At 47.5% G+C, this 23,600-nt stretch carries 21 protein-coding genes; 17 read left to right on the top strand and 4 right to left on the bottom strand.

The window, feature by feature from the left end:
* Positions 1-181 precede the first annotated feature (181 nt).
* From ACTF7Q_RS01740 to ACTF7Q_RS01710, 7 genes are all read left to right on the top strand, one after another.
* A complete protein-coding gene (locus tag ACTF7Q_RS01740; protein WP_438996130.1) occupies positions 182-670 on the top strand; it encodes an aromatic-ring-hydroxylating dioxygenase subunit beta in 489 nt (162 codons plus the stop codon).
* Positions 671-746: 76 nt separating this feature from the next.
* Entirely contained in the window at positions 747-1,148 is a 402-nt protein-coding gene (locus ACTF7Q_RS01735) for a Rieske 2Fe-2S domain-containing protein (protein WP_438996129.1), read from the top strand.
* A 173-nt stretch (positions 1,149-1,321) separates the two neighbouring features.
* A complete protein-coding gene (locus ACTF7Q_RS01730; protein WP_438996128.1) occupies positions 1,322-4,210 on the top strand; it encodes a molybdopterin oxidoreductase family protein in 2,889 nt (962 codons plus the stop codon).
* Positions 4,207-4,956 (top strand): 4Fe-4S dicluster domain-containing protein, encoded by a 750-nt coding sequence (locus ACTF7Q_RS01725; protein WP_438996127.1) that lies wholly within the window; start codon positions 4,207-4,209, stop codon positions 4,954-4,956. Before ACTF7Q_RS01730 ends, ACTF7Q_RS01725 begins: the two co-directional genes overlap by 4 nt.
* Positions 4,957-4,973: 17 nt before the next feature.
* Positions 4,974-5,912 (top strand): dimethyl sulfoxide reductase anchor subunit family protein, encoded by a 939-nt coding sequence (locus tag ACTF7Q_RS01720; protein ID WP_438996126.1) that lies wholly within the window; start codon positions 4,974-4,976, stop codon positions 5,910-5,912.
* Between the two features lie 208 nt (positions 5,913-6,120).
* Entirely contained in the window at positions 6,121-6,795 is a 675-nt protein-coding gene (locus ACTF7Q_RS01715; protein ID WP_438996125.1) for a hypothetical protein, read from the top strand.
* A 190-nt stretch (positions 6,796-6,985) separates the two neighbouring features.
* The gene (locus ACTF7Q_RS01710) at positions 6,986-8,080 is read left to right on the top strand and encodes an SRPBCC family protein (RefSeq protein ID WP_438996124.1); all 1,095 of its coding nucleotides are present in this window, start codon (positions 6,986-6,988) and stop codon (positions 8,078-8,080) included.
* A gap of 235 nt (positions 8,081-8,315) precedes the next feature.
* On the opposite strand, the gene ACTF7Q_RS01705 is transcribed toward ACTF7Q_RS01710, so the two are convergent.
* A complete protein-coding gene (locus tag ACTF7Q_RS01705) occupies positions 8,316-9,320 on the bottom strand; it encodes a LysR family transcriptional regulator (protein WP_438996123.1) in 1,005 nt (334 codons plus the stop codon).
* Between the two features lie 329 nt (positions 9,321-9,649).
* On the opposite strand from ACTF7Q_RS01705, the gene ACTF7Q_RS01700 reads away from it, so the two are divergent.
* The 4 genes from ACTF7Q_RS01700 to ACTF7Q_RS01685 all read left to right on the top strand — a co-directional run bounded on the left by ACTF7Q_RS01700 (position 9,650) and on the right by ACTF7Q_RS01685 (position 14,078).
* Positions 9,650-10,414, top strand: a complete 765-nt coding sequence (locus ACTF7Q_RS01700) for a sulfite exporter TauE/SafE family protein (protein ID WP_438996122.1) — start codon at positions 9,650-9,652, stop codon at positions 10,412-10,414.
* Between the two features lie 188 nt (positions 10,415-10,602).
* Positions 10,603-11,490, top strand: coding sequence for a 3-methyl-2-oxobutanoate hydroxymethyltransferase (panB, locus tag ACTF7Q_RS01695; protein ID WP_013046982.1), 888 nt, complete (start codon positions 10,603-10,605; stop codon positions 11,488-11,490).
* Between the two features lie 245 nt (positions 11,491-11,735).
* Positions 11,736-13,412 carry a formate--tetrahydrofolate ligase gene (locus ACTF7Q_RS01690; RefSeq protein WP_438996121.1) on the top strand — a complete coding sequence of 559 codons (1,677 nt, stop codon included), beginning with the start codon at positions 11,736-11,738 and terminating at the stop codon, positions 13,410-13,412.
* Positions 13,413-13,715: 303 nt separating this feature from the next.
* On the top strand, positions 13,716-14,078 hold the full coding sequence (locus ACTF7Q_RS01685) for a hypothetical protein (protein ID WP_438996120.1): 363 nt from the start codon (positions 13,716-13,718) through the stop codon (positions 14,076-14,078).
* Here the strand turns inward: ACTF7Q_RS01685 and ACTF7Q_RS01680 are convergent, their stop codons facing one another.
* Both ACTF7Q_RS01680 and ACTF7Q_RS01675 read right to left on the bottom strand, forming a co-directional pair.
* Positions 14,079-14,774, bottom strand: a complete 696-nt coding sequence (locus tag ACTF7Q_RS01680) for a flagellar basal body-associated FliL family protein (RefSeq protein WP_438996119.1) — start codon at positions 14,772-14,774, stop codon at positions 14,079-14,081.
* A 137-nt stretch (positions 14,775-14,911) separates the two neighbouring features.
* Positions 14,912-15,751, bottom strand: coding sequence for a LysR family transcriptional regulator (locus ACTF7Q_RS01675; RefSeq protein ID WP_438996118.1), 840 nt, complete (start codon positions 15,749-15,751; stop codon positions 14,912-14,914).
* 137 nt (positions 15,752-15,888) lie between these two features.
* On the opposite strand from ACTF7Q_RS01675, the gene ACTF7Q_RS01670 reads away from it, so the two are divergent.
* Genes ACTF7Q_RS01670 through ACTF7Q_RS01650 form a run of 5 tightly spaced genes read left to right on the top strand, consistent with a single transcriptional unit; the run spans position 15,889 to position 21,404 of the window.
* Positions 15,889-17,370, top strand: a complete 1,482-nt coding sequence (locus tag ACTF7Q_RS01670) for an aldehyde dehydrogenase (protein ID WP_438996117.1) — start codon at positions 15,889-15,891, stop codon at positions 17,368-17,370.
* A gap of 16 nt (positions 17,371-17,386) precedes the next feature.
* Positions 17,387-18,430, top strand: coding sequence for an LLM class flavin-dependent oxidoreductase (locus tag ACTF7Q_RS01665; protein ID WP_438996116.1), 1,044 nt, complete (start codon positions 17,387-17,389; stop codon positions 18,428-18,430).
* A gap of 29 nt (positions 18,431-18,459) precedes the next feature.
* Positions 18,460-19,293: an alpha/beta fold hydrolase gene (locus ACTF7Q_RS01660; RefSeq protein ID WP_438996115.1), complete on the top strand. Its 834-nt coding sequence runs from the start codon at positions 18,460-18,462 to the stop codon at positions 19,291-19,293.
* A 31-nt stretch (positions 19,294-19,324) separates the two neighbouring features.
* Positions 19,325-21,013, top strand: coding sequence for a thiamine pyrophosphate-binding protein (locus ACTF7Q_RS01655; protein ID WP_438996114.1), 1,689 nt, complete (start codon positions 19,325-19,327; stop codon positions 21,011-21,013).
* A 4-nt stretch (positions 21,014-21,017) separates the two neighbouring features.
* Positions 21,018-21,404, top strand: coding sequence for a carboxymuconolactone decarboxylase family protein (locus ACTF7Q_RS01650; protein ID WP_438996113.1), 387 nt, complete (start codon positions 21,018-21,020; stop codon positions 21,402-21,404).
* Positions 21,405-21,425: 21 nt separating this feature from the next.
* Here the strand turns inward: ACTF7Q_RS01650 and betC are convergent, their stop codons facing one another.
* On the bottom strand, positions 21,426-22,967 hold the full coding sequence (betC, locus tag ACTF7Q_RS01645) for a choline-sulfatase (RefSeq protein WP_438996112.1): 1,542 nt from the start codon (positions 22,965-22,967) through the stop codon (positions 21,426-21,428).
* Between the two features lie 200 nt (positions 22,968-23,167).
* Between betC and ACTF7Q_RS01640 the strand changes: the two genes are divergently transcribed.
* On the top strand, positions 23,168-23,600 hold a 433-nt coding region (locus ACTF7Q_RS01640), incomplete at its 3' end, for a DNA-3-methyladenine glycosylase I (RefSeq protein ID WP_438996111.1).

Genomic DNA, 23,600 nt, shown 5'->3' with positions numbered 1-23,600 from the left:
ACTTAAAAACACGAAACAGGATAATGTCTAAAAAGGATAGTTAGGGTTCGACTTAACCCTGATTTCAACAGCGAATTACTAACCACGTCTAAAAAAACTTATGATCTGAGAGCTATCGCTAATGGAGCTTTCAAGATCTAATAACAATATAATTAGCCATTATATGGCGAGAGGAGATGCAATGGGACAAGATATCGAAAAGCAGATTGAAAGAACAATCTACAAAGCAGCTATCGCTTTGGACGAGCTCAATTGGGGGGGCTGGTTCGAATTGTGTGATGATTCATTTCATTATTCGATTACATCCTTTAGCCCTGAAATCAATAAAGAGATGATTTACTTCTCTGGCGATAAGAAAGAGCTTCAAGGATTGATGGATATGCTGCCAAAGCATAATACAGATCATTCGCCGCTTCGCCGTCATACCTCTGTATATACGGTCGATATTTCTGACGATGGGCAGACAGCTGAAGCTGTAAGTTCGGTTGTTGTCTATCAAAATATGCTTGATGGCATCAATGCGCATCTAGACTCAGGCGAAAGCCGTCTTTTCGTAGTTGGTAAATATCATGACAAATTCACCATTAAAGATGGTGTGGCAAAATTTGTTAATCGTGAAACCAAGCTTGATAACCGCCGTATGGACAAAGGGTCGCATTGGCCAATCTAGTCGGTAAAAGCTATTTGCGGTTATGGTCTGACAAAGTTTATAAGATTAGGCCGAATTATGGAAGGAAACCATTGATATGAGCTGGATTAAAGTTTGTGCTACGAGTGAAGTGCCACCAGGTTCAATAAAAAAACTTTGGGCTAGTGTCGGGGGTGGTATTCCGCTTGTGGTCGCGCATCATAAGGCTGGTTTCACTGCGTTACCTCCTATTTGCCCTCATATGGAAGAACCATTGGACGAATCTGGAACAATTTTGGGTTGTAAGCTAACCTGCACAAAGCATTTGTGGTCTTGGGATCTGGAAACGCTGGAATTGCAAGATGAGGCTGAACTGCCCCTTAAGACCTATGATACCAAGGTCGATGGTGACAATGTTATGGTTTTCGTGACCGAGCAACTTGAGTATGATTTCAATGAGGAAGACGACATCGATGATGATGAATTCTTTGGCGATGATGACGATGACGATTTTGATTAGGGATATGGCAAACTAATCGCTTAATGTGTAACAAGTGTCAAAACAGAATAATTGATGTTATGTCATCAGTTTTTACTAACAAAACAGATGATTATCTGTATTACATGGAAAAGATTTTCACTTATTCTATGGAGCTGTATAGATAATCATGATGTTTTTAGGGGTCAATTAAGATGGATGCACCAATTAGTGACAATAACAAAGATCCGGTTATTGATCTTCAGACGAATCCCGCGGATGAGATTAAAACCACAACCTGTTACATGTGCGCATGCCGTTGCGGTATCAAAGTCTATCTCAAGGATGGTCAGGTACGCTATATTGAGGGTAACCGCGACCACCCCGTGAATAAGGGTGTTCTGTGTGGCAAGGGTGCTTCGGGCATCATGACGCAGGTGTCACCAGCGCGTTTGACCTCGCCGCTGAAACGGGTTGGTCCCCGCGGTTCAGGTGAATTTGCTGAAATTTCATGGGATGAAGCGCTTGATCTGGCATCAAGCTGGCTTGGCGATGTGCGGGCAAAAGACCCACGTAAACTTGCCCTATTTACCGGACGCGATCAAAGTCAGGCGCTTACAGGCTGGTGGGCGTCACAATTTGGCACACCAAATTTTGCCGCGCATGGGGGTTTTTGTTCGGTCAATATGGCGGCTGCCGGACTTTATACATTCGGTGGATCGTTCTGGGAATTTGGCGAGCCTGACTGGGATAAAACCGAATATTTCATGCTATGGGGTGTAGCCGAGGATCATGGTTCAAATCCAATCAAAAAGGCACTTGGCAAGCTGAAAGAACGCGGCGTCAAGGTTGTCGCCATTAACCCCGTCAGAACGGGTTACGGCGCAATTGCTGATGAATGGCTGGGCGTTAAGCCTGGCAGTGACGGTTTGTTCGTATCGGCATTGATTTATGAATTGATGCAGGCTGGCAAGGTCGATCTTGATTATCTTGTGCGCTACACCAATTCACATTGGCTTGTTATCCAGAATCCGGGTGCCGCCAATGATGGTTTGATCGCCCGTGACAAAGACGGCGAACCATTGGCTTGGGACAAAAACCAGAACAAGGCAGTTGGTGCCAATACCTTAGAGATCGATCCGGCGTTGAACGGCTCATTCAAGCTGACCGATGGATCGCAGGTCGTCCCGGTGATGTCGTTGATCGCAGAGCGCTTTCTGGATAGTAAATTTGCGCCTGAGTCAGTTGCCGAAGAAATTGGTATTCCGGCAGACACAATCAAGCGTATTGCAAGTGAACTTGCCGAAGCGGCTTTCGAGCGTGAAATTGTTATCGATCAGCCGTGGGTTGACTGGGCTGGCCGCAAACATGACAAGATGATCGGGCGTCCGGTATCAATGCATGCGATGCGCGGTATTTCGGCGCATTCAAACGGTTTTAATACATGTCGCTTAATTCATCTGCTTCAAATCTTGCTGGGTTCAATCGATTGTCCTGGCGGTTTCCGCTATAAGCCACCTTATCCAAAGACGATTCCACCAGGGATCCGTCCGGCAGGTAAAGTTGATCAGGTCAAACCCAATACACCGCTTCCAGGTCCGCCTCTTGGCTTTGTAAAGGGACCAGAAGATTTGCTGGTTGATGACAATGGAAAGCCATTGCGTATCGACAAAGCCTATTCGTGGGACGCTCCAGTATCGGCGCATGGCTTGATGCATATGGTCATCAATAATGCCGGCTCGATGGATCCGTATAATATCGATGTGCTGTTCATGTATATGGCCAATATGGGCTGGAATTCGTCGATGAACGTGCCTGATACATTGCGTCATCTGACAGCCAAAAACCCTGATACGGGTGAATATGTCATTCCAAAAATCATCTATTCGGATGCGTTTTATTCGGAAACGGTGCCGTATGCGGATCTGATCTTGCCTGACACGACCTATCTTGAAAGATGGGATTGTATTTCGATGCTGGATCGCCCGATCTCAGACCCTGATTCTGCGAATGATGCCATTCGCCAGCCAGTTATTGAGCCAGATCGTGATGTGCGCCCATTCCAGACTGTCATGCTTGACCTTGGTGCTCGCCTTGGTTTGCCTGGCATGACTAATGAAGATGGTTCGGCAAAATATCCAGGTGGTTATGCTGATTATATCACCAATCACCAGCGTGCTCCGGGCATTGGCCCGCTTGCAGGCTGGCGTGGTGAAGATGGTTCAAAATATGGTGTCGGCGAGCCGAACCAGAACCAGCTTCAGGAATATATTGATAATGGTTGTTTCCATGCCCACGAACTTGAGCCGGAAATGCGCTATTACAAGCATGCTAATAAAGCCTATCTGGACTGGGCTAAATCGGTTGGGTTTAATGGTTCAACAGACCAGATTGTCTTTGAGCTCTACAGCGAAACCTTGCAGAAATTCCGTCTAGCCGCCCAGGGACATGGTGATATTCAGCCGGAAGATTCGCATCGTGAGCGGATTACGTCATTCTTCGATCCTCTGCCATTCTGGTATCCGACTTTTGAAGGCGAAATGGTCAATAAAGATGACTATCCGTTTCATGCAATTACCCAGCGCCCCATGCATATGTATCACTCATGGGGATCACAGAATGCCTGGCTTCGTCAGATCACGAATGCGAACCGTTTATATATGAATCGTGAAAAGGCCGAAGCTCTGGATATCCATGATGATGACTGGGTCTGGCTTACCAGCCATATAGGCCGCGTCAAATGTCAGGTGAGTCTAATGGAAGGCTGTAATCCTGACACATTGTGGACATGGAATGCGATTGGCAAGCGCGGCGGTGCATGGGGCCTTGATAAGGATGCCCCAGAGATGAAGCAGGGCTTCCTGCTTAATCATCTGATCTCGGAATTGCTGCCGGAACGCGAAGGTGGCTATCGCTATTCAAATAGTGATCCGGTTACAGGACAGGCTGCGTGGTATGATTTGCGGGTGAAAATCAGCAAAGCTTTGCGAGAAGAAGCAGGCACGGCTGAGCCTTATTTTGAGCCGTTCAAGGCGCTTTCCGATGCCCCACTACCTGATGAGTTGGCGTATGGCGCACAATTTAACAAGGGATCAAAATCATGACATCGCTTCCTGCTACTACTAAGAAAAAGCTTGGCCTTGTCATCGACCTCGACACCTGCGTTGGCTGTCAGGGATGTGTGACCTCTTGTAAAGAATGGAACACGTCGGGCTATTCAGCGCCATTGACCGATATTGACCCTTACGGTCAGGATCCACAAGGCGCTTGGCTGAATCGTGTACATGGTTTTGAACTAGGCGAAGGTCTGGAAAGTCGGACCGTGCATTTCCCCCGTTCATGCCTGCATTGTGAAGAACCAGCCTGTGTAACGGTCTGTCCCACAGGTGCCAGCTATAAGCGTGAAGAAGACGGCATCGTTCTGGTCAATCCGGATACATGTATCGGCTGTAAACTTTGTTCATGGGCGTGCCCATATGGTGCGCGTGAATATGATCCATCACACGGCGTTATGAAGAAATGTACATTGTGCGTTGACCGTATTTATAACGAAAACCTTGAACCTGAAGATCGTCAGCCAGCCTGTGTGCGTGCCTGTCCAACAGGAGCGCGTCATTTTGGTGATCTGGGTGATCCCGAAAGTGACGTGTCAAAACTTGTTGCCGAGCGTGAAGGTTTCAACCTGCTGGAAGAATTTGGTTACAAGCCCGTGAATAAATATCTGCCACCACGTAAACGCCGTGATGCAGTCACCTCACAACCTGCAGCATTGAAGGAAACAGTTGGCCCCAGCGATGGTACCAAGACTGAAAAATTCTTTGCCTGGGCTGACCGCAAGCTTAGCCGATAAGATAAGAGGACAAAAAGATGCATCCCGCTTATTCCGTTATTTTATTTACCACAGCATCAGGTGCCGGTTATGGCCTGTTGATGTTGCTTTCACTGGCATGCTTTATGGGTGTTTTGCCGGAAAGTCAGGTTTATGGCTTTGTTAGCATGGCACTGTCGCTTGGTTTGATCACCGTCGGTTTGCTGTCTTCAATGGCGCATCTGGGTCATCCTGAGCGTTCTTGGCGTGCCGTTTCGCAATGGCGTACATCCTGGCTGTCACGCGAAGGCGTTTTTGCCATCGTAACCTATGCGCCAGCTGGCATATTCGGTATTTCATGGGTGTTCTTTGGAAAGCTTGATGGCTTTGTGCCTTATGTAGCCTTGCTGACAGCTATCCTGTCAGTTGTGACTGTCTATTGCACAGGTATGATCTATGCGTCTTTGCGCACGATCAGTGCATGGAACCAGAAGATGACAGCCCCAAATTACATTATCATAGCGCTTTCAAGTGGGGCGATCTTACAGGTTTTGCTGCTAACTATCTTTGATCAGGTTAACAGTTCGTCGATTGGTCTGGCCTTGATGCTCGCGGCGACAGCTTTGGTTGCTAAATGGCTGTATTGGGTCAAGATTGATAGAACTTCGATCGGCTATACAGTTGAACAGGCTATCGGTTTAAAGGGACATGGCAAAATCCGTCAGATTGAACCTGCCCATACGCAGCCTAACTATGTCATGCGTGAAATGGGGTATGCTGTAGCCCGCAAACATAGCCGGCAGATGCGAATGCTATCTACATTGCTTTGTTTTATCGTGCCGGCGGTTTGCATGGTGCTAAGCCTTGGTATGTCTGAACCTCTGTTCTTTGCCGCAGTTGCGACAGCTAGCCTTGTTGTTGGGTTGGTGATGGAACGGTGGCTATTCTTTGCCGAAGCTGTCCATGTTGTGACACTGTATTACGGCAATTCGCAATAATACAAACTGTATCATCCCTAATTGATGTGCTGAAAATTTTATAATTTTCTATGTGGAGAAGCGCTTGACCTATAACTGGCCAGATATTTCAACATTTACCAGCCCAGATTATAAAAAAGCGCGGTATGAAGCTCACAACGCGTTGTTTTGGTTGGCTAGAGGGGCGCATAGCTATTTAGATGCCTTGCCTCAAAACAAGCATTTAGAAATGGAATGGCAAAGTGATCGTGAGACGCTTTGCACAAAGGTATTTGACGGTGACCTTCAGATTGGCTTGAGCATACCTGAGTTGGAAATTTTCTTTTGTGAGAATGGTGAAAAGGTCAGGCATAGTTTCTGGTTTGATGACCGCACACCTGCCTATGTTGAAGCCTGGTATCTTGTTGAACTTCTGCACCGTGACCGTGACCGGTCTAAATTCACCATTGAGCTACCATTTGAGTCGAAAAACTTTTTCTTAGGTGATACGGAAGAGCATGATGCGCCAGCCGTAGCGGTTGAGTTAAAAGCGATGCATGACTGTTTCGTAATTGCCGCCGAAATTTTGTCGCAAACACAGCAAAAATTAGCCAATAGCGGTGATGTTGTTGCCGAAATAGGCGACATTTCCTGCAAACCAGAGAATTTTACCCTGAGTTTTGAGGTTACGACTAAGCCAGACGATCGTGCTAATGTTTTGGTGGGGATGAGTCTTGGAGATGATCTACGGCCAGCGCCATTTTTCTTTGTCAGTAAAAACTATGCAGAATCAGCCAAAAATAACCATGCGCTTGATTTTGACGCCGCCAATTTATTGTCTTTAAATAAAATGTCTGAGCAGAAAATGGATAACGCCGCCGTTATCAATCAACTGCTTCAAGATGCAAAATCTTGTCTTGGGTGATCAAGCCTAGGCAAAAGTGACGTCATGTAAGGGGTTTTGGTTATTATTGCGCTGAGGAAAAAGATGTTTTTCATAGCCTCTGGCTATTAGACAATTTTCAAACACAACAACGAAATTGTTGACACTTCATGTGTAAAAGCCCGAAAGTGTATCTAGTTTAATATATTACCGATCGTTGATGGAGGGTTTTATGCCACCAAGAAATCATAAGAAATGGTTAGCCACACCAAAAATTGAGTATATCTCAAGTGAGTGCTACAACAATTATGAGATATATGAGCAGGAAATTGAGCATATCTTTGCCAAAGTATGGGTGCCAATGTGTCACAAAAGTGAGATGGCAAACAAAGGCGATTTCAGATCAAGCCAGATTGCCTTTCAAAATGTCGTTGCTGTAAATCATGGCGATAACATCAAAGTATATCTATGCCCACAGATTGATAGACTTGCAGGTAACGGTATTTCAGTAGATGGTCTAACAGAACTGCATAGCGGTGTTCAGCATGGCGGTATGGTCTGGGTAACACTTGATCCTAACCCATCACAGAGCATTGATGAGTGGACATGTGGTGCGTTTGACTGCATCGCTGAAGCGATCGATACCGAAGAAATGGAAGTTTTCCATTATCACAAGTCAATCATTGATACGAATTACAAGCTATGGCACGACACTAATAGTGAATTCTATCATGACTTTATGCACTATCATAACCGTGTAACGGGCTTCAACGATGCGTATTTCGCACGTAAGAACATCCCATTCGACAATGGTCACGTGAATGTCAGTAGCTTCACAGTGCAGTATGAAGAGTATGAAGGCTTTGAAGATAGAGGCGAACTGTCATTCCCTAATCTGCCACCGAACCAGTGGTATATGGTTGACCTGTTCCCAGGCTTTAACTTCAACCTAAGAGGCAGTGCCTATCGCAGTGACTCAGTCACACCACTTGGTCCGAACAAAGTTCTGATCGAATTCCGTGGCTATGGTCTGAAGAAAGATACACCGGAAGAGCGTGCCACAAGAATTGAGCATCATAACTCAATCTGGGGTCCATTTGGCCGTAACCTGCATGAAGATCTGATTGGTGTTGCTGGTCAGGGTACAACCATGCGTGAAGGCACAGAAACCCGCAGAATTCTGCATGGTCGCCATGAAGGTGGAACTATTCATGATGAAGTCGGCATGCGCCATTACTACGCCGAATGGGGTAAGCATCTGGGTGTAAATCCAGAGAACCCACTTGGTCATGCGGTTGAAGATGACATGGTTGTTGCAGCCGAATAGCAATAATCAAACATATTAAGAAATGGGCTGGTGTGCTTTATGTCACCAGCCTTTTTTTATGGTTACGATATTTTGGATTTAGCGTGAAATATACCCGTCAAAGGCATGTGACTATGGATAGCTCACCGAGGCATTATCATTGCGCTAGGTTGGCAATGGCAACATGAATGCGCAATGATAGAAAGGCGCAGAGCGAATAGTTGAACGGTTCTGCCGTAAGGTGCGCCTGTCAGTCCTAGTCGAGTCCAGCAGCTTCCTTGATCGCGGCATAGCCTGCGGCATCGTTTTCGTCGTCATCCTCTGGCATGAACTGTTTTGGGCCATAAAGGAAGTTATGCAATTCACCTGAGTCACTAAGTTCCTTTGAAATCTCAACCGCAATGCGGGACATTGGCATTTCGGTTTCAGCCTTAACCCAGAATAAACCAACATCCTTTCGAACAACCGGATCTTTTAACAATAAGACCTTGGTGCCGTCATGCAATCCAGGCATGCGGGTAAAGTGATAGGGGATAACGGTACATAATTCTGTGTATTGCGTCTGAAACATAAGATGCAGAATCGACTCTGACTCGATCTTTGGAATGACTTCGCATCCAGCTTGTGTGAAGGTGCTGTCGATAATCCTGCGTTCGTGCATGGATTTGCGCAATAGTGCGAAAGGTAGCTGGGCGGCATCTTTCCAGGTTATTTCTTCAACATCCTCAAATTCAAATGAGTCCGGCACCAGCAATCCCCATGTTTCGGTAAAAATGGGCAGAACATTACACCAGCCAAGCGCGTCAGCGTCATCAACATAGGTGATAGCACAATCAAGCGAATAGTTATCAAGGCCAATTTTGATTTCATCATTGCCAACAAATCGTACATCCACTGACAAGCCGGGATAAGCTTTACGAATACGTTGCAGAATAATCGGCAGAACAGGTGACATTGATGGCATCGCGCCAATCGATAATTTGCCATGCAGATTACCCTGCATTTCAGCAATTGAATTACTGAGAGCGTTGAAATTCGCAATAATTAAGCGACCCCACGAGGCCACTTTTTCACCTTCGGCGGTAATACCGTAAAGACGTTGTCCACGACCACGTTTAAACAGGGTTACCCCAAGTTCAAGTTCTAATTGTTTAATACCGTTCGAAAGGCTTGGTTGCGTCACGTTACAACGCGCAGCGGCACGGCCAAAATGATTCTCTTCGATAACGGCAACAAGATATTCCAGTTGTTTTAAAAACATTAGGCAACTCTCCAAAACTTTAACTTGTTTGATGCCATCTATTAAAAAGATGTTCTAACAAAAATGTTATCTATAATAAGCACCTTATACCTGTTTTTTTATAGATCAAAGCTAAAATTAAATGTTTTGTTTATAGTTAGTATGAATTTGATTATAGAGGTGGTGTTACTTTCCTATTTTTGTCTAAGTAAAAGCACGACTTGTCCTGTGTCTGGTGCTAGCGTTGGTCAGCTAAATAGAGTGCTGTTTTGCGCTTTAGGAGCTGTCAAACTGGTGGATTGCCCATGCCACTGATTGCAGATTTGTGGTGTTAGGTCTGGGGATGGTAAATGGAATTTGACGCGGCATTATTAGCGGCTTTTATAATGTATCTTGGGTGTGGTTTTTTGGCAGGCGCGCTTATTGGCTGCATAGGTATTGGCGGTGTCGTGCTGGTGCCGCTTCTGGTATATTTTGGTGATGTTGACATCAAGCTGGCAATTTCAGCGGCTATGTTTGCTTACATAGTATCGGGCCTTGTTGGCACGTTCATTTATGCTCAAAGTAAATCAATCCAATGGTCTATGGCATTGATATTATTCATTGGTGCCGCCCCTGGCGCTTTGCTGGGTAGTTGGCTTGTAGCGGTCATAGATGGTGATTTTTTGAAAGCCCTGATCGGGATTTTGGCGATCTTGTCAGGCGTGCAAACCCTACGCGGTGGCGTCAAGACGGATCATAGCGACACCCCATCAATAGGCGCTACACCTCTGATTGGTATTGGCGCGATCACAGGTATTCTGTCTTCACTGACAGGTACAGGCGGGCCATTGGTGCTGGTGCCATTGTTAATGTGGCTCCGGCTACCAATTCTGCTTGCGATCGGTTTGTCACAAGCCATACAGCTGCCGATAGCGACTTTTGCATCGGCGGCTAATCTCATGGCAGGTAACTTTAGCTGGGTCATTGCTATTAGTCTTGCGATGGGGATTTCAACCGGTAGCTTGATCGGCGCCAGGGTTGCGCATAGATTGCCAACAGCAACACTCAAGATAATTGTTGCTGTCGTCCTGGCATTTGTTGGTGGTTTTCTGTTCCTCGATGTGCTGAGCTAGGGCGTTCGAAAACCTCCTTATGATGCCCCTGTAGAACATAGCCGATGCCACATATCTAATAGGTGTCAGCCATTTATTTGACAGTTTTTCTTATGCCAACGCACAGAAAATTGTAACCTTAGGTCTTGGATAAATACAAACACCCTAACTAACGTGAAATTCATTTATGGGAATATTAGGAGAGAGAAATGTCAGATACACCGCCACGCAGGAAAGTGACCTATAAAACACTACTCAAGAAAATGGAAAAGGGTGAGCCGATTACACAGCTTGCTGCTTATGATTATCGGACAGCCGTTGTGGCGGATCGCTTGGGTATGGACATTCTTTGTGTTTCAGACACAGGTGGTATGATCCTGTTTGGTCACCAAAGCACTGTTTCAGTCAGCTTTGACGAAGTCATGATGATGTCACAGGCGATTGACCGAGGGTCACAATATGGACTGCGTATGGTCGATATGCCTTATTGGAGCTTCCATGTTTCAAAAGAGCAGGCTGTTGAAAATGCTGGCCGTTTCGTTCATGAAGCCAATGCCGAAGTCATGAAATGTGAAGGTAACCGCCATCACGTTCCCGCTATCGAAGCGATTGTGAATGCTGGTATTCCAGTTCAGGGTCATATCGGTATTACCCCGATGCGTATGCCACAGCTTGGTGGATTTATCGCACAGGGTAAAACTGCCGCCCGTGCCCAGGAGCTTGTTGACGATGCCAAGGCCATGTATGACGCTGGTTGTTTCTCAATCCTTTGCGAAGTGACAACATCTGAAGTTGCCGAATATCTTGCAGAGACTCTACCGGTTCCGGTTATCAGCCTTGGTGCAGGTAATTGTGCAGATGGTGTTCACATCATCTCGTCTGATCTATTCCACCTTTGGGAAGAGCATGTACCAAAGCATTCACGGATTTACACTGACCTGATCCCGATCATGGAAGATGTTATCACAAGATATATGAATGACGTTAAGACCAGAAATTATCCTGGTCCAGAAAACACCATTAATATGCCTGAAGATGAGTTGCGTAAATTCGCCAAGGCCATGAAATGGGAGCGTAAGCTCGAAGAGCTTGGCTAAACCATATGACTATCATATAGCAGGGGCCAATCAGACTATGCTTTGGCATTTTAATCTGACGCTTAACGGCTCCTGCTATATCTCATTTATTTTGAGTGATGCTTATATGTAACATCTGCCACAAAATGGCTTCGCATTTGCGATAACCTGTTGGCTTGATTGTATATATCAGAACCTATAAACCCCTATGGCCTGCCCATATTTGGCGCAAGCTGGCAACGTTGATTAGAAGTTGAGAGACCCTGATGACTTATAAAAGCGATATCGAAATTGCACGTGAAGCAAAGATGCAACCAATCCAAGAGATTGGTAATAAGCTCGGCATTCCTGAAAAGGATCTTTTGCCGTTTGGTCATGATAAAGCCAAAGTGTCGGCTGAATTTATTGCCTCTAAAAGAAGTGGCACTGATGGCAAGTTGATTTTGGTAACGGCGATTAACCCGACGCCAGCTGGTGAGGGTAAGACCACCACCACTGTTGGTCTTGGCGATGGCCTTAACGCCATTGGCAAAAAGGCGATGGTCTGTATCCGCGAAGCCTCGCTTGGCCCATGTTTTGGTATGAAGGGTGGTGCTGCTGGTGGTGGTTATGCTCAGGTCGTTCCGATGGAAGAAATGAACCTGCATTTCACGGGTGATTTTCATGCTATCACCTCGGCACATAATCTGTTGTCAGCGATGATTGACAATCACATCTATTGGGGTAATGAGCAGGACATCGATCAGCGTCGTGTGGCCTGGCGCCGTGTTGTTGACATGAATGACCGTGCGCTGCGTGACATTGTCACCAGCCTTGGTGGCGTATCAAACGGGTTCCCACGTCAGTCTGGCTTTGACATTACCGTTGCGTCAGAGGTTATGGCGATCCTATGTCTTGCGCTTGATATTAATGATTTGCAAAAGCGCCTTGGTGACATCATCGTGGCTTACCGTCGTGATCGTAGCCCTGTCTATTGCCGTGACATCAAAGCTGATGGTGCAATGACGGTGCTTTTGAGCCAGGCCATGCAACCTAATCTTGTGCAAACGCTCGAAAACAACCCAGCATTCGTTCATGGTGGACCATTTGCCAATATTGCGCATGGATGTAACTCGGTTGTTGCCACAACAACAGCGCTTAAGCTTGCTGACTATGTTGTAACGGAGGCTGGTTTTGGTGCTGATCTAGGTGCCGAGAAATTCATGAATATTAAATGCCGTAAGGCTGGTCTTGCACCAAGTGCGGTTGTTCTTGTTGCCACTGTGCGCGCCATGAAGATGAATGGTGGCATTGCCAAAGCTGATTTGGGGGCTGAAAATGTAGCTGCTGTTCAGGCTGGTTGCCCGAATCTTGGTCGCCATATCGAGAACCTGAAATCCTTTGGTGTTCCGGTTGTTGTCGCGGTGAACCATTTTGTTACCGATACAGATGCTGAAATTAAAGCCTTGCAGGACTATGTTGCCGAACAGGGTTCAGAAGCCATCGTTTCAAAGCATTGGGAGCATGGATCAAAGGGATCTGAGGCACTGGCTATCCGCGTGGCGGAAATCGCTGATGCTGATATGGCTAACTTTGCACCGATTTATCCGGATGAAATGCCGTTGCTGGAAAAGATTGAGACAATTGCCAAGCGCATTTACCGTGCTGATGAAGTGATTGCTGACCAGAAAATTGTTGCGCAGCTCAAGCAGTGGGAAGAGCAGGGCTATGGCCATCTTCCTGTATGTATGGCTAAGACACAATATAGCTTTAGCACAGATCCAAACCTGCGCGGCGCGCCGACTGGCCATAGCGTGCCTATACGTGAGGTGCGCTTGTCAGCTGGTGCGGGCTTCATTGTCGCTATCTGTGGCGAGATCATGACAATGCCTGGTTTGCCACGGGTACCGTCAGCCGAGTCGATCATGCTGAATGATCAAGGCCAAATTGAAGGTCTGTTCTAATACAGCCTCTGTTGTTCGTAAGATACTATTCATAATCGTAACAACTTTTACGCGATAATCATTTTCAAAGGGCGCTGCTCAGGCAGTGCCCTTTATTTTTGTGCGTATAACGGCAAGATCAACACATGGGGCTCAACACAAGGATATCCCGCGATTCGGGTTTAAAATAGGATATTCTGCCATAGACGCGCTTTGCGATTCGCAAAGTTTGTTCAATAGTCTTGACATTGCAACTTCCAGGTGATTCTCTGCATCTAGTTATCGGGTTGCCGATATTGTCTAACCCCAATGAAGGTTGCTTTTGTGAAGAGTATTTCGGGGACTGCCACATCGAAGAAGGGTGTAAAAACCGAAACGTCAACTTTGTTAGGTTGGTTCAAAGGGCGTTTTTCCTTAAAAACCGGGATTGGCAAGACTGTAGCGCCCAATATCTCTGAAGCTTTGCGCCAGCAACGCAAAAGTGACCGCACGGCAGCTTATCTTGAAAAGGCAGGCAATACCGAAAATGACGATATCTTCGGCGCGGTTATGGATGCGTTTAATGATGACTCAATCAAGCCATACGCGGTCATTGAACCTGACCCTATCGAAGTGCCAATTGAACCAAAACCTGTCCCAAGCGAATTTGTGCTGTTCAAGCGCAAGCCAGTTCGCTCAAAAGGGTAGCTAAAAAATACGGAAACTCGTGAAATAAAGCGAGTCTATCTGGCTTTTATAGTCATATTTTAATAATTCTTCATTAAGTGCCAAGCGAAGAATTTCTGTGGCGGCTTCGCGTTTTGGAACCGTATCAAGATCGTCTTCTTTGAATTCACCAAGATGCCCCAGAATAACTGACCGAAACGCAGGTTCCATATCGGTCATCTCGAGCAAGAAATTATCACCTTCGATATATTTGGCCAGTTTGGCGCAGGCAATTTCAACCGACACCATCTTATTGCTATTTTTCAAATTTGTCGTAAAGGCCAGTACGAAGGAAAAATATTGATACTCATCCGGCATCATATTTTCGGCTGATGCATTGTCAGTTGGTAAATTATCACTTGTTGCGTTATCGGCGTCTGCACCTTTCAAATCATCGCCAAGAAGTTCGGCACCCCTCAAAGCGGCGCTGACACTCATGCCGGATTGCTTACGTAATTCATAGGCCTTGCTGATATCAACAGCGGACGGAGATGAATCTGTGAATAAAATGTGGCTTCCAATGAACAACACGGCAATGATCATAGCAGGCCCGCCAATAAGCGCAGACATTAGCAAGCGCGCCTTGCGCTTTGCCTTTTGCTCGGCGGCTTTTATCTTTTCTTTTTCGGCCTCGTCTTCTTCATCATCGAGGTCGTCAAAATCGTCTGCATCATTCATGAACGTGTGATCCGGTACTCATCAAAATATGTTAATTATGGCTCGGTGCCGTGGTGACATCGGTCTTTGCTTATACACCATTACGGCAGAATTCAGCTTTTTCGTAGGGTAGGCAAAGAGGATACCGACTTCCCTTGCTACACATCAAAGATATTATCGCATAATTCATCGAACCATGGCCATGATTTAACAACCCGATCATTGCTGACCAGATAAATATGTCGGTCAAAAATAGGCGCATCTTCAAGCGTGAATAGCTGCCCATTATCACAATATGGTTTGGCTAGCTCAACAGGCAAATAAGCCGATCCACCATTTTCCAGTAAATAGTCGCAAGCCCACACAGATGAACCGATCGAAATGCGGGCTGTTCCGGCGTCACTATAGGCTAATGTATGCTGGCGGGCGAAATTTTCACCCCCATCAACATAAAGGTAATTGGAGTCAAACCGAATAGGACTGTCCTTGCGGGTTGAAAATAAAGCCAGCTTTGTAGTGGCTATTTGACGGCTGGTAAAACTTTCATGCCGCCGAGGTTGAAAGCTAAGCGCCATATCGATGATGCCAGTATCAAGCCATTCATTCATATCACGGGTTTGCCCTGGCCATGCTGCCAGAGCTGTTTGTGGCTGTGTGTTGCGAATACGATCAAATAGACGATGCCCCCAATAGGGCCAGATATCGGGAATACATCCAATATTGCAAATCTGATTAACTGACCCAGGCAAAGCTGTCTCGCTTCGTGCCTTTTGCCATAGGTCAAGCATGGCTTCGGCATAACGTTTGAATTTCAACCCTGCAAGCGTCATAACCGCACCTGATTTCTGGCGATATATTAAAGTCTGCCCAAGATCCTGTTCCAAAGCATTAAGACGTGTGGTGACAGTTGATTGAGTGACATGCAGGCGTTCAGACGCGCGGATAAGGCTGCCTGTATCGACGATTGCCACAAAGGTTTCAAGCGTAACAATGTTCATAATTGTCTCATCTATGATCAAATAATATATTCTAATAAATCAAACTTAATAATCGGAATAATTCGTTTAACAAATATTGCTTTTTTTGTCATTGTTTCATCACAAACGGATCGTTCCTGACAGATAGGTGGCTGGAAATGGCAAATATAGTTGATTATAAAATGCTGGTTGATGGGGCGTGGATTAGCTCGTCAGATAACAAAACCTTTGACAGCGTCAACCCAGCAACCGGCCAAGTATGGGCGCGTGTGCCAGAGGCAACGGCGGCAGATGTCGATATCGCCGTGCGGGCGGCAGACAGAGCGTTTCATGACGGGCCTTGGGCGACGATGAGCCCGACCGAACGTGGTCATTGTTTGCGCCGGCTTGCCGAGCTGCTGGCGGGTCACTCAGAACAGCTTGGTCATACTGAAGCTGTTGATACAGGCAAAATGCTCAAGGAAACGCGGTGGCAGGCAAAATATATTGCCGAATTCTTTCATTTCTATGCAGGCTGTGCTGATAAGATACATGGTGACACCTTGCCGATCGACAAGCCAGATCTGTTTGTCTTTACTGATCGTGAACCGCTGGGCGTTATCGCGGCTGTTGTGCCCTGGAATTCTCAACTTTTCCTGAGCGCCGTTAAGATTGGTCCGGCGCTGGCGGCTGGAAACACAGTCGTTATGAAAGCGTCCGAACACGCCTCGGCAGCGATGCTGGAATTCGGCAAGCTTATTAAACAGGCAGGTATTCCCGATGGGGTGGTTAATATTATAACTGGACATGGCGAACCGTGCGGCAAGGCGCTCACATCGCATCCGCTGGTGGCGCGTATATCCTTTACCGGCGGGCCTATTGCTGCGCGTCATGTATTGTATAATTCGGCAGAAAATTTTGCCGAAGTATCATTGGAACTTGGGGGTAAATCTCCAATCATCGTATTTGATGATGCCAATATTGAAAGTGCGGTAAATGGCGCTGTTGCGGGTATATTTGGCGCTGCAGGTCAAAGCTGTGTAGCTGGATCGCGGCTTTATCTGCATGAAGATATTGCCGATGAATTTCTTACACGAATGAAAACCGCTGCCGAAGGTATCCTGATTGGTGATCCTCTTGCCGAAGAAACGCAGATGGGGCCACTTTGTACGGTTGGCCAGCGTGATGTGATTGAGCGCGAAGTTGCCCATGCGGTGAGTGAAGGTGGCCATGTTTTATCTGGGGGAAAACGCCCAGATGGTCTTGAGGGCATCTATTTCGAGCCAACGATCATCGAATGTCCGCGTCAAGATCTGCGGATTGTTGATACCGAACTTTTTGGTCCAGTTGTCAGTGTTCTGCGGTTCCGCGATGAAGCAGAGGTTTTGGCGCTGGCTAATGATACTAAACATGGGCTGGCAGCTGGTATTTTTACGCGCGATAGTGCGCGTTCGATCCGCATGGCAAAAGCTGTGCGTGCAGGTATCGTTTGGGTTAATACCTATCGCGCGGTATCGCCAATCGCCGAATTCGGCGGTGTCAAAGGATCTGGATATGGCCGTGAAAGCGGGTTTCAGGCGGTCTATGATTATACCAGACCAAAAACAATCTGGATGAATACATCAGACGAACCGCTAGGTGCGGTTTTTGTGTCCCGTTGATGAAGAGGAACTGAATATGAAATTTCAACTTGCTGTGAATCTTGAGCGTCTTGATGATTCAATCGATATGGATGCGGTTCAACGCCACACGCTGGAAATGGTGCAGATAGCCGAACAGGGTGGTTTTGATCTTGTATGGTCTGCCGAACATCATGCGCTGGAGATGACAATAGCGCCCAACCCGTTCCAGATACTAACATGGTGGGCAGGGCATACGGATCGTATCCGCCTAGGCACAGCCGTGGCCACAGCCCCCTATTGGCATCCAATCAATCTGGCTGGCGAGGCGGCCTTTACCGATCTGATTTCGGGAGGGCGCCTTGAGTTTGGCATTGGATCTGGCGCCTATCAGCGTGAATTTGATCGCATGCGCCCCGGTTTGAAGCAGTCAGATTCATGGCAATATATGCATGAGATGTTGCCTGCCGTAAAAGCGCTCTGGCAAGGCGATTATGCTCATGATGGTGAATTTTGGTCATTTCCGACATCGACCTCGGTGCCAAAGCCAGTCCAGCATCCGCATCCGCCTATTTGGGTCGCCGCACGCGCGCCGATCACCTATGACTATGCGGTCAAGCATGGCTATAACATCATGTCCTGGCCGTTAACGCGTCCATTTTCCGAAGCCGAATTATATAAGGGACGACTTGATGAGGCGATGGCGGCCAATCCGGATGCGCACCGGCCAACATTTGCGATGATGCGTCATAGTGCGGTCTATGCCAAAGCCGAAGACTGGACTAAGCCAGTGCAAGCATTGCAACGAACGCTTGGGCAATTTGAAAATCTGTTCAAGAATCTGGGTGATGTGGTGAATGGTTTTCCAAAGCAGATCCCTCTTGATGAGCTGGAAAACCGTGATGAGTATAATGCCGATATGTTGCGTGAGAATCTGATGTTTGGCACGCCGGACGAGGTTATCAACAAGCTGAAGCGCTATGAAGCTTTGGGTGTTGATGCTTTTATTTACTATGCAAGTATGAATTTAGATATGGCGTCACAAAAGGAATCGCTCAAGCTGTTCTGCGACGAAGTCATGCCTGCCTTTTCGAAATCATGACAGCGTAAAGCGTCAATAAGGGGAAGCATATGCCTGTTTCGGGTAATGGAACGGTCTTTGACCTTTATGAGTCTGGTAACAGCGGGCCTGATAACAGGCCAGTTATTACCCTTGTGCATGGGTTGGGATTGACGCGGGCGACATGGGATGCCCATATCCCGCATCTAGCTGAACATTATCGCGTGCTTAACTATGATCTTTATGGGCATGGTGACACAGCGCCACCGCCACGACGTCCGGATTTGAGCCTTTTTGCCGAACAGCTTGCCGATCTGATGGATGAATTGGAGATAGCACAATCTGCCGTAGTTGGATTTTCACTTGGCGGCATGATTAATCGGCGGTTTGCGATGGATTATCCTGGCCGTGTTTGGGCTCTGGCTATTTTGAACTCACCACATGAACGTGGCGTCGAAGCCCAGAAACTTGTTGAAGAACGGGCGGCAAAGTCGGATGAAGGTGGTCCCGCTGCCACACTTGATGCCACTATCGAACGTTGGTTTACCGCTGATTTCATCCAGAATAATGACGATGTGATTTCCCGAATCCGTAGCTGGGTGCTTGCAAATGATCCCAAAGTCTATGCGCAATGCCGTCAGGTGCTGGCGCATGGTGTTCTGGAACTGATACGCCCCGCGGTATCAATCGACGTGCCATCACTGGTTATGACTTGTATGTATGATAGTGGCAGCACCCCGGCCATGTCGCATGCGATCGCCAGTGAAATTGAAAATGCAGATACAATCGCAAATACGATTATTGTGCCTGATCTTCAACATATGGGGTTGGTTGAACAGCCAATGCTGTTTGCGGCACCGGTTCGTAATTTTCTTGATAAGTATAATGTGAATAATTCTGGCTGAATGCCATTAGCTGTTGAAAGGTAAGTTTGTTATGAAAAAAATGTCTGGCGGTCAGGCCGCGGTTGAGTCACTTAAGGTCGAAAATGTGTCCCATGTTTTCGGTTTGATTGGCTCGGCCACAATGGAAATGTTTGACGCGCTTTATGATGCTGATGCGATCAATTTCATCGGCATTCATGATGAACGCACAGGCACGCATATGGCAGATGGTTTTGCCCGCGCATCGGGCAAGCCGGGCGTTGTGCTGGCGGGGCAGAATGGCCCTGGTGCTACCAATCTGGTAACTGGATTGGCGCAGGCGTCGGCAGCTTTCTCGCCGGTTGTTTCGATCGCAGGGGCGCTGTCTTCAGGGCATGTGTATCGTGATGCGTTTCAGGAGGTTGATCAACAGGCGCTATTTACGCCAGTGACCAAGAAAACCTGGACTGTGACCCAAACCGCGCGCGTGCCTGAAATGTTCCGCGAGGCATTTCGAGTGGCTATGGCACCGCGTCGGGGGCCGGTGCAAATCAATCTCCCGCGTGATATTTTGGCAGAAACGATTGATTTTCCAGCCTTTCAATCGCCAGATACCTATCGCGAACACAGCATGCCTGCCGCTCCAGAAAATGTGATTGAAAAAGCTGCCAAGATGTTGCGCAACGCCAAAGCACCTGTCATCGTCATTGGTGGTGGCATCAAAAATAGCGGTGGTCAGGCTGATGCTCTGGCTCTTGCCGAAGCCTTGAATACACCCATCATAATGGCACCAGGTCATGGTGATGCGATTCCCTTTGGTCATCCGCTAAATGCTGGTCAGATGGGGCCGCGGGGCAATCTAGTCGCATCACGTCTGGCACGCGAAGCCGATGTCATTCTGGCGCTGGGCACGCGGCTTGGCTTTAATTCGACCTTCTATTCCTATGATAATATAAATGCCGATGCGGCGATTATTCAGGTTGAGCTCGAAGCCACCGCCATTGGCCGTTATTTTCCGATTGCGCTTGGTATCTGGGCTGAGGTGCGCGAGACCGCAAAGCAACTAACCAAAGCGGTTGCAACCTTGCAGGGGCGCGCCGAAGTCGAAGCCTGGACCGCGCAGTTTAAAACGGATCGTGCCGCTTATCTGGCTTCGCGCGATGCTGATGCGGCTTCCGATGTTTTCCCGATCCAGCCATCCGGTTTATTCAAGGAATTGCGCGGTGTCTTGCCTCATGATGCGGCCATTACAATGGATGCAGGCACATTATGTCTGCAAGCGACCGATGCGCTGAATTACTGGCAACCGCCCAGCCTGTTCACGCCGCTTGATTTTGGGCTTGTTGGCTTTTCGCATGCTTGCGGTCTTGGCGTAAAGCTTGCCTGTCCTGATCGTCCCGTTGTCAGCATGATGGGTGATGGTGGTTTTGGAATGACAATTTCCGAGCTAAGTACGGCTGTTCAGCATGGCATCAACACCGTCACAATTGTTATGAATAATCAATGCTGGGGCGCGGAAAAAGCCTATCAGCGTGATTTCTTTGGCGAGCGATATATTGGTGCTGATGTGCATAGCCCGCCCTTTGACAAGGTTGCCGAGCTATATGGCGCGGCAGGTTTCAAGGCAGAACGGATAGGTGATGTTGGGGATGTGGTGAAAGCCGCTTTGGACGCCAATAAACCGGCGGTAGTGGAAATTGCGGTTGATCCCGAAGCCTTATTCAGCTTCCGCCGTGACAGTTTCAAACATCGGGGAGGGTGAGTTTATGACTAATAACGACATGTTATTTCCACATACAGCGGCGCATAAAGCCAAAGGGGACTGGAATCCTGTCTGGGATAAATTAGCCGAGCTGGATGCCGAATTTCTCGAAGCCTATCTGGCCTTTCGCAGTGTGCCGCATCGCGAAGGACCGCTACCCCAGAAATATAAAGAGCTGATTATGATTGCGATCAATGCGGCCACAACGCATCTATATGCTCCTGGTGTTCGCCGGCATATGCAGAACGCACTAAAGGCGGGGGCCACCCAAGAAGAAATCTTCGAAGCAATTCAGCTGACCACGGTGATGGGCATTCATGCTTGCAATCTGGCGGTGCCGATCCTGATCGAAGAAGTCGAAGCCATGAATAAGGCCAATAACGGCAGCTGATCAGTCAGCAGCCTGTTATGGCTATTTATCAAGCGGTGGAAAGCGGGTTTTGGCCGCGGCCACCGTCCAGTCCATATGATTGCGGACATATTCTTGGGCGGCATCGCGGGGTGGGTTGTAATCCCATGCTGTCAGGCCACCATGTTGCATAGCATTATAGACTGATTGCCGCTGTTTCTGCTTGGCAATGACATCTGTGCGGATAGCAGCGCTATTCCAGCGAGAGGCGACCTCGGCGGCAAAGTTATCTGCAATCGTCTGATATGCGGGGTCATCTGCAAGATTGGTCATTTCGGCAGGATCATTGGTGAGATTATATAGCTGTGCGGGATCGCCGTCGCAGTGGATATATTTATAGTCTCCACGACGGATCATGAATACAGGATGGCCCGTCATTTCGGCGCAATATTCACCTATCGCATCACCGTTATCTTCAACAGCGCCTGTTGCCATTGGCCAGAGTGAACGCCCATCAATTGGTTGCCCCAGTTCAGGCTTGTCATGGCCAGTCTGCGCGGCAATGTCGATCATGGTGGGCAGGATATCGACCAATGAACAAGGGCTAGCAACCGCCCCTTTGACCACATTAGGCCCAGCCATCAACAATGGCACCCGTCCCGAATGTTCAAAGAAGTTCATTTTGTACCATAGGCCACGTTCACCAAGCATATCACCATGATCAGCGGTAATGAAAATGATCGTATTATCAAGTTGACCGGTTTCATCGAGAGTGCGGACAATGTCGCCAACCTTGCTGTCAAAATAGGACGTGTTGGCATAATAGGCGTGTCGCGCGTTACGGATTTCATCCTCGGTTACGGCAACAGTACTGGCCTCAATTCCATCCATAAGACGTTGTGAAAACGCATCTTGTTGATCGCGTGTCAATGTATAGGCTGGCATATCTATATCTGCCTGATCATAAAGGTCCCACCATTCTGGTCGTGCAACATAGGGGTCATGAGGGTGAATGAAGCTGGCAACCATGCAGAAAGGCTGGGTTTTTTCACAGGCATATTCCATTAATTTGCGCTTTGCAAAAAAGCATACTTCTTCGTCATATTCGATCTGAAAGGTGGTTGCGGCAACGCCAGCTTCGCGCACTGAATCCATATTATGATACCATTTATCAATTCGTTCATCAGGCAGTTCCCAGTCGGGTGTCCACGCGAAGTCTGACGGATAGACATCTGTTGTGATCCGTTCTTCAAAGCCGTGGAGCTGATCGGGGCCAATAAAATGCATCTTCCCTGACAAGCATGTTCGATAGCCCATCGCCCGAAGATAATGTGCAAAAGTGGGGACGGATGACGGAAATTCGCTGGCATTGTCATAGGCGGCAATGCGGGTCACCAGCTGACCTGACATAAAGCTAAAACGAGAGGGCGCGCATAAAGGGGCATTACAATAGGCCGCATCAAAGCGCATGCCTCGTTCGGCTAACGCATCTATATGCGGCGTTTTCACAAGCGGATGCCCATAGGCACCAGTGAATTGGGGCGCGAGCTGGTCAGCCATGATCAGCATAATATTCGGTACAGCCGAAGCGTTATCTTGTGTCATTTTACCCTCGTGATGCCAATTTGCATGATGATTTTAAGCTGATCCATCTAATACTGGGACGCAAAAAACAGGTCAGGTCAAATATTTTTTTGTTATGCGGCTATCCAATCGTGATGCTGTGCTGAAGGCATGATATGCTAGCCTGCTGATCTGAGCCCAATTAGCCAATGACTGACAAAACTACGCAACAGGGGGGTATCATGTCTGAAATTAATGCCAGCAAGACGCGCTGTTTTGGTAATGGCGCTGGGCATGACGTTCTGGCGGCTTATCATGATAGTGAATGGGGCGTGCCTGTTCACGATGATCGTTTGCTGTTTGAAATGCTGACCCTTGAGGGGGCACAAGCCGGTTTGAATTGGGAAACTGTTCTGAAAAAGCGGGCTGGTTACAAAGCCGCGTTTCATGATTTCGACCTGCATAAAGTCATTGCCATGACCGATGCCGAGCTTGAGGCATTACGCGGCGATATAGGCATTATCCGCAACCGTCTGAAAATCTATTCAGTGCGCAAGAACGCTATCGTCATTGCCGAAATTCAAAAAGAATATGGCAGTTTTGCCAGCTATCTATGGCAGTTTGTTGATGGCAAGCAGATCAAAAACAGTTTTGCGTCGCTTGATGATATGCCCG

The organism is Puniceispirillum sp. (SeqCode) (assembly GCF_965657105.1).
Classification (GTDB): domain Bacteria; phylum Pseudomonadota; class Alphaproteobacteria; order Puniceispirillales; family Puniceispirillaceae; genus Puniceispirillum.
Note: the sequence above shows the minus strand (reverse complement) of the source record. Positions and strands in the feature narration are given on the sequence as shown.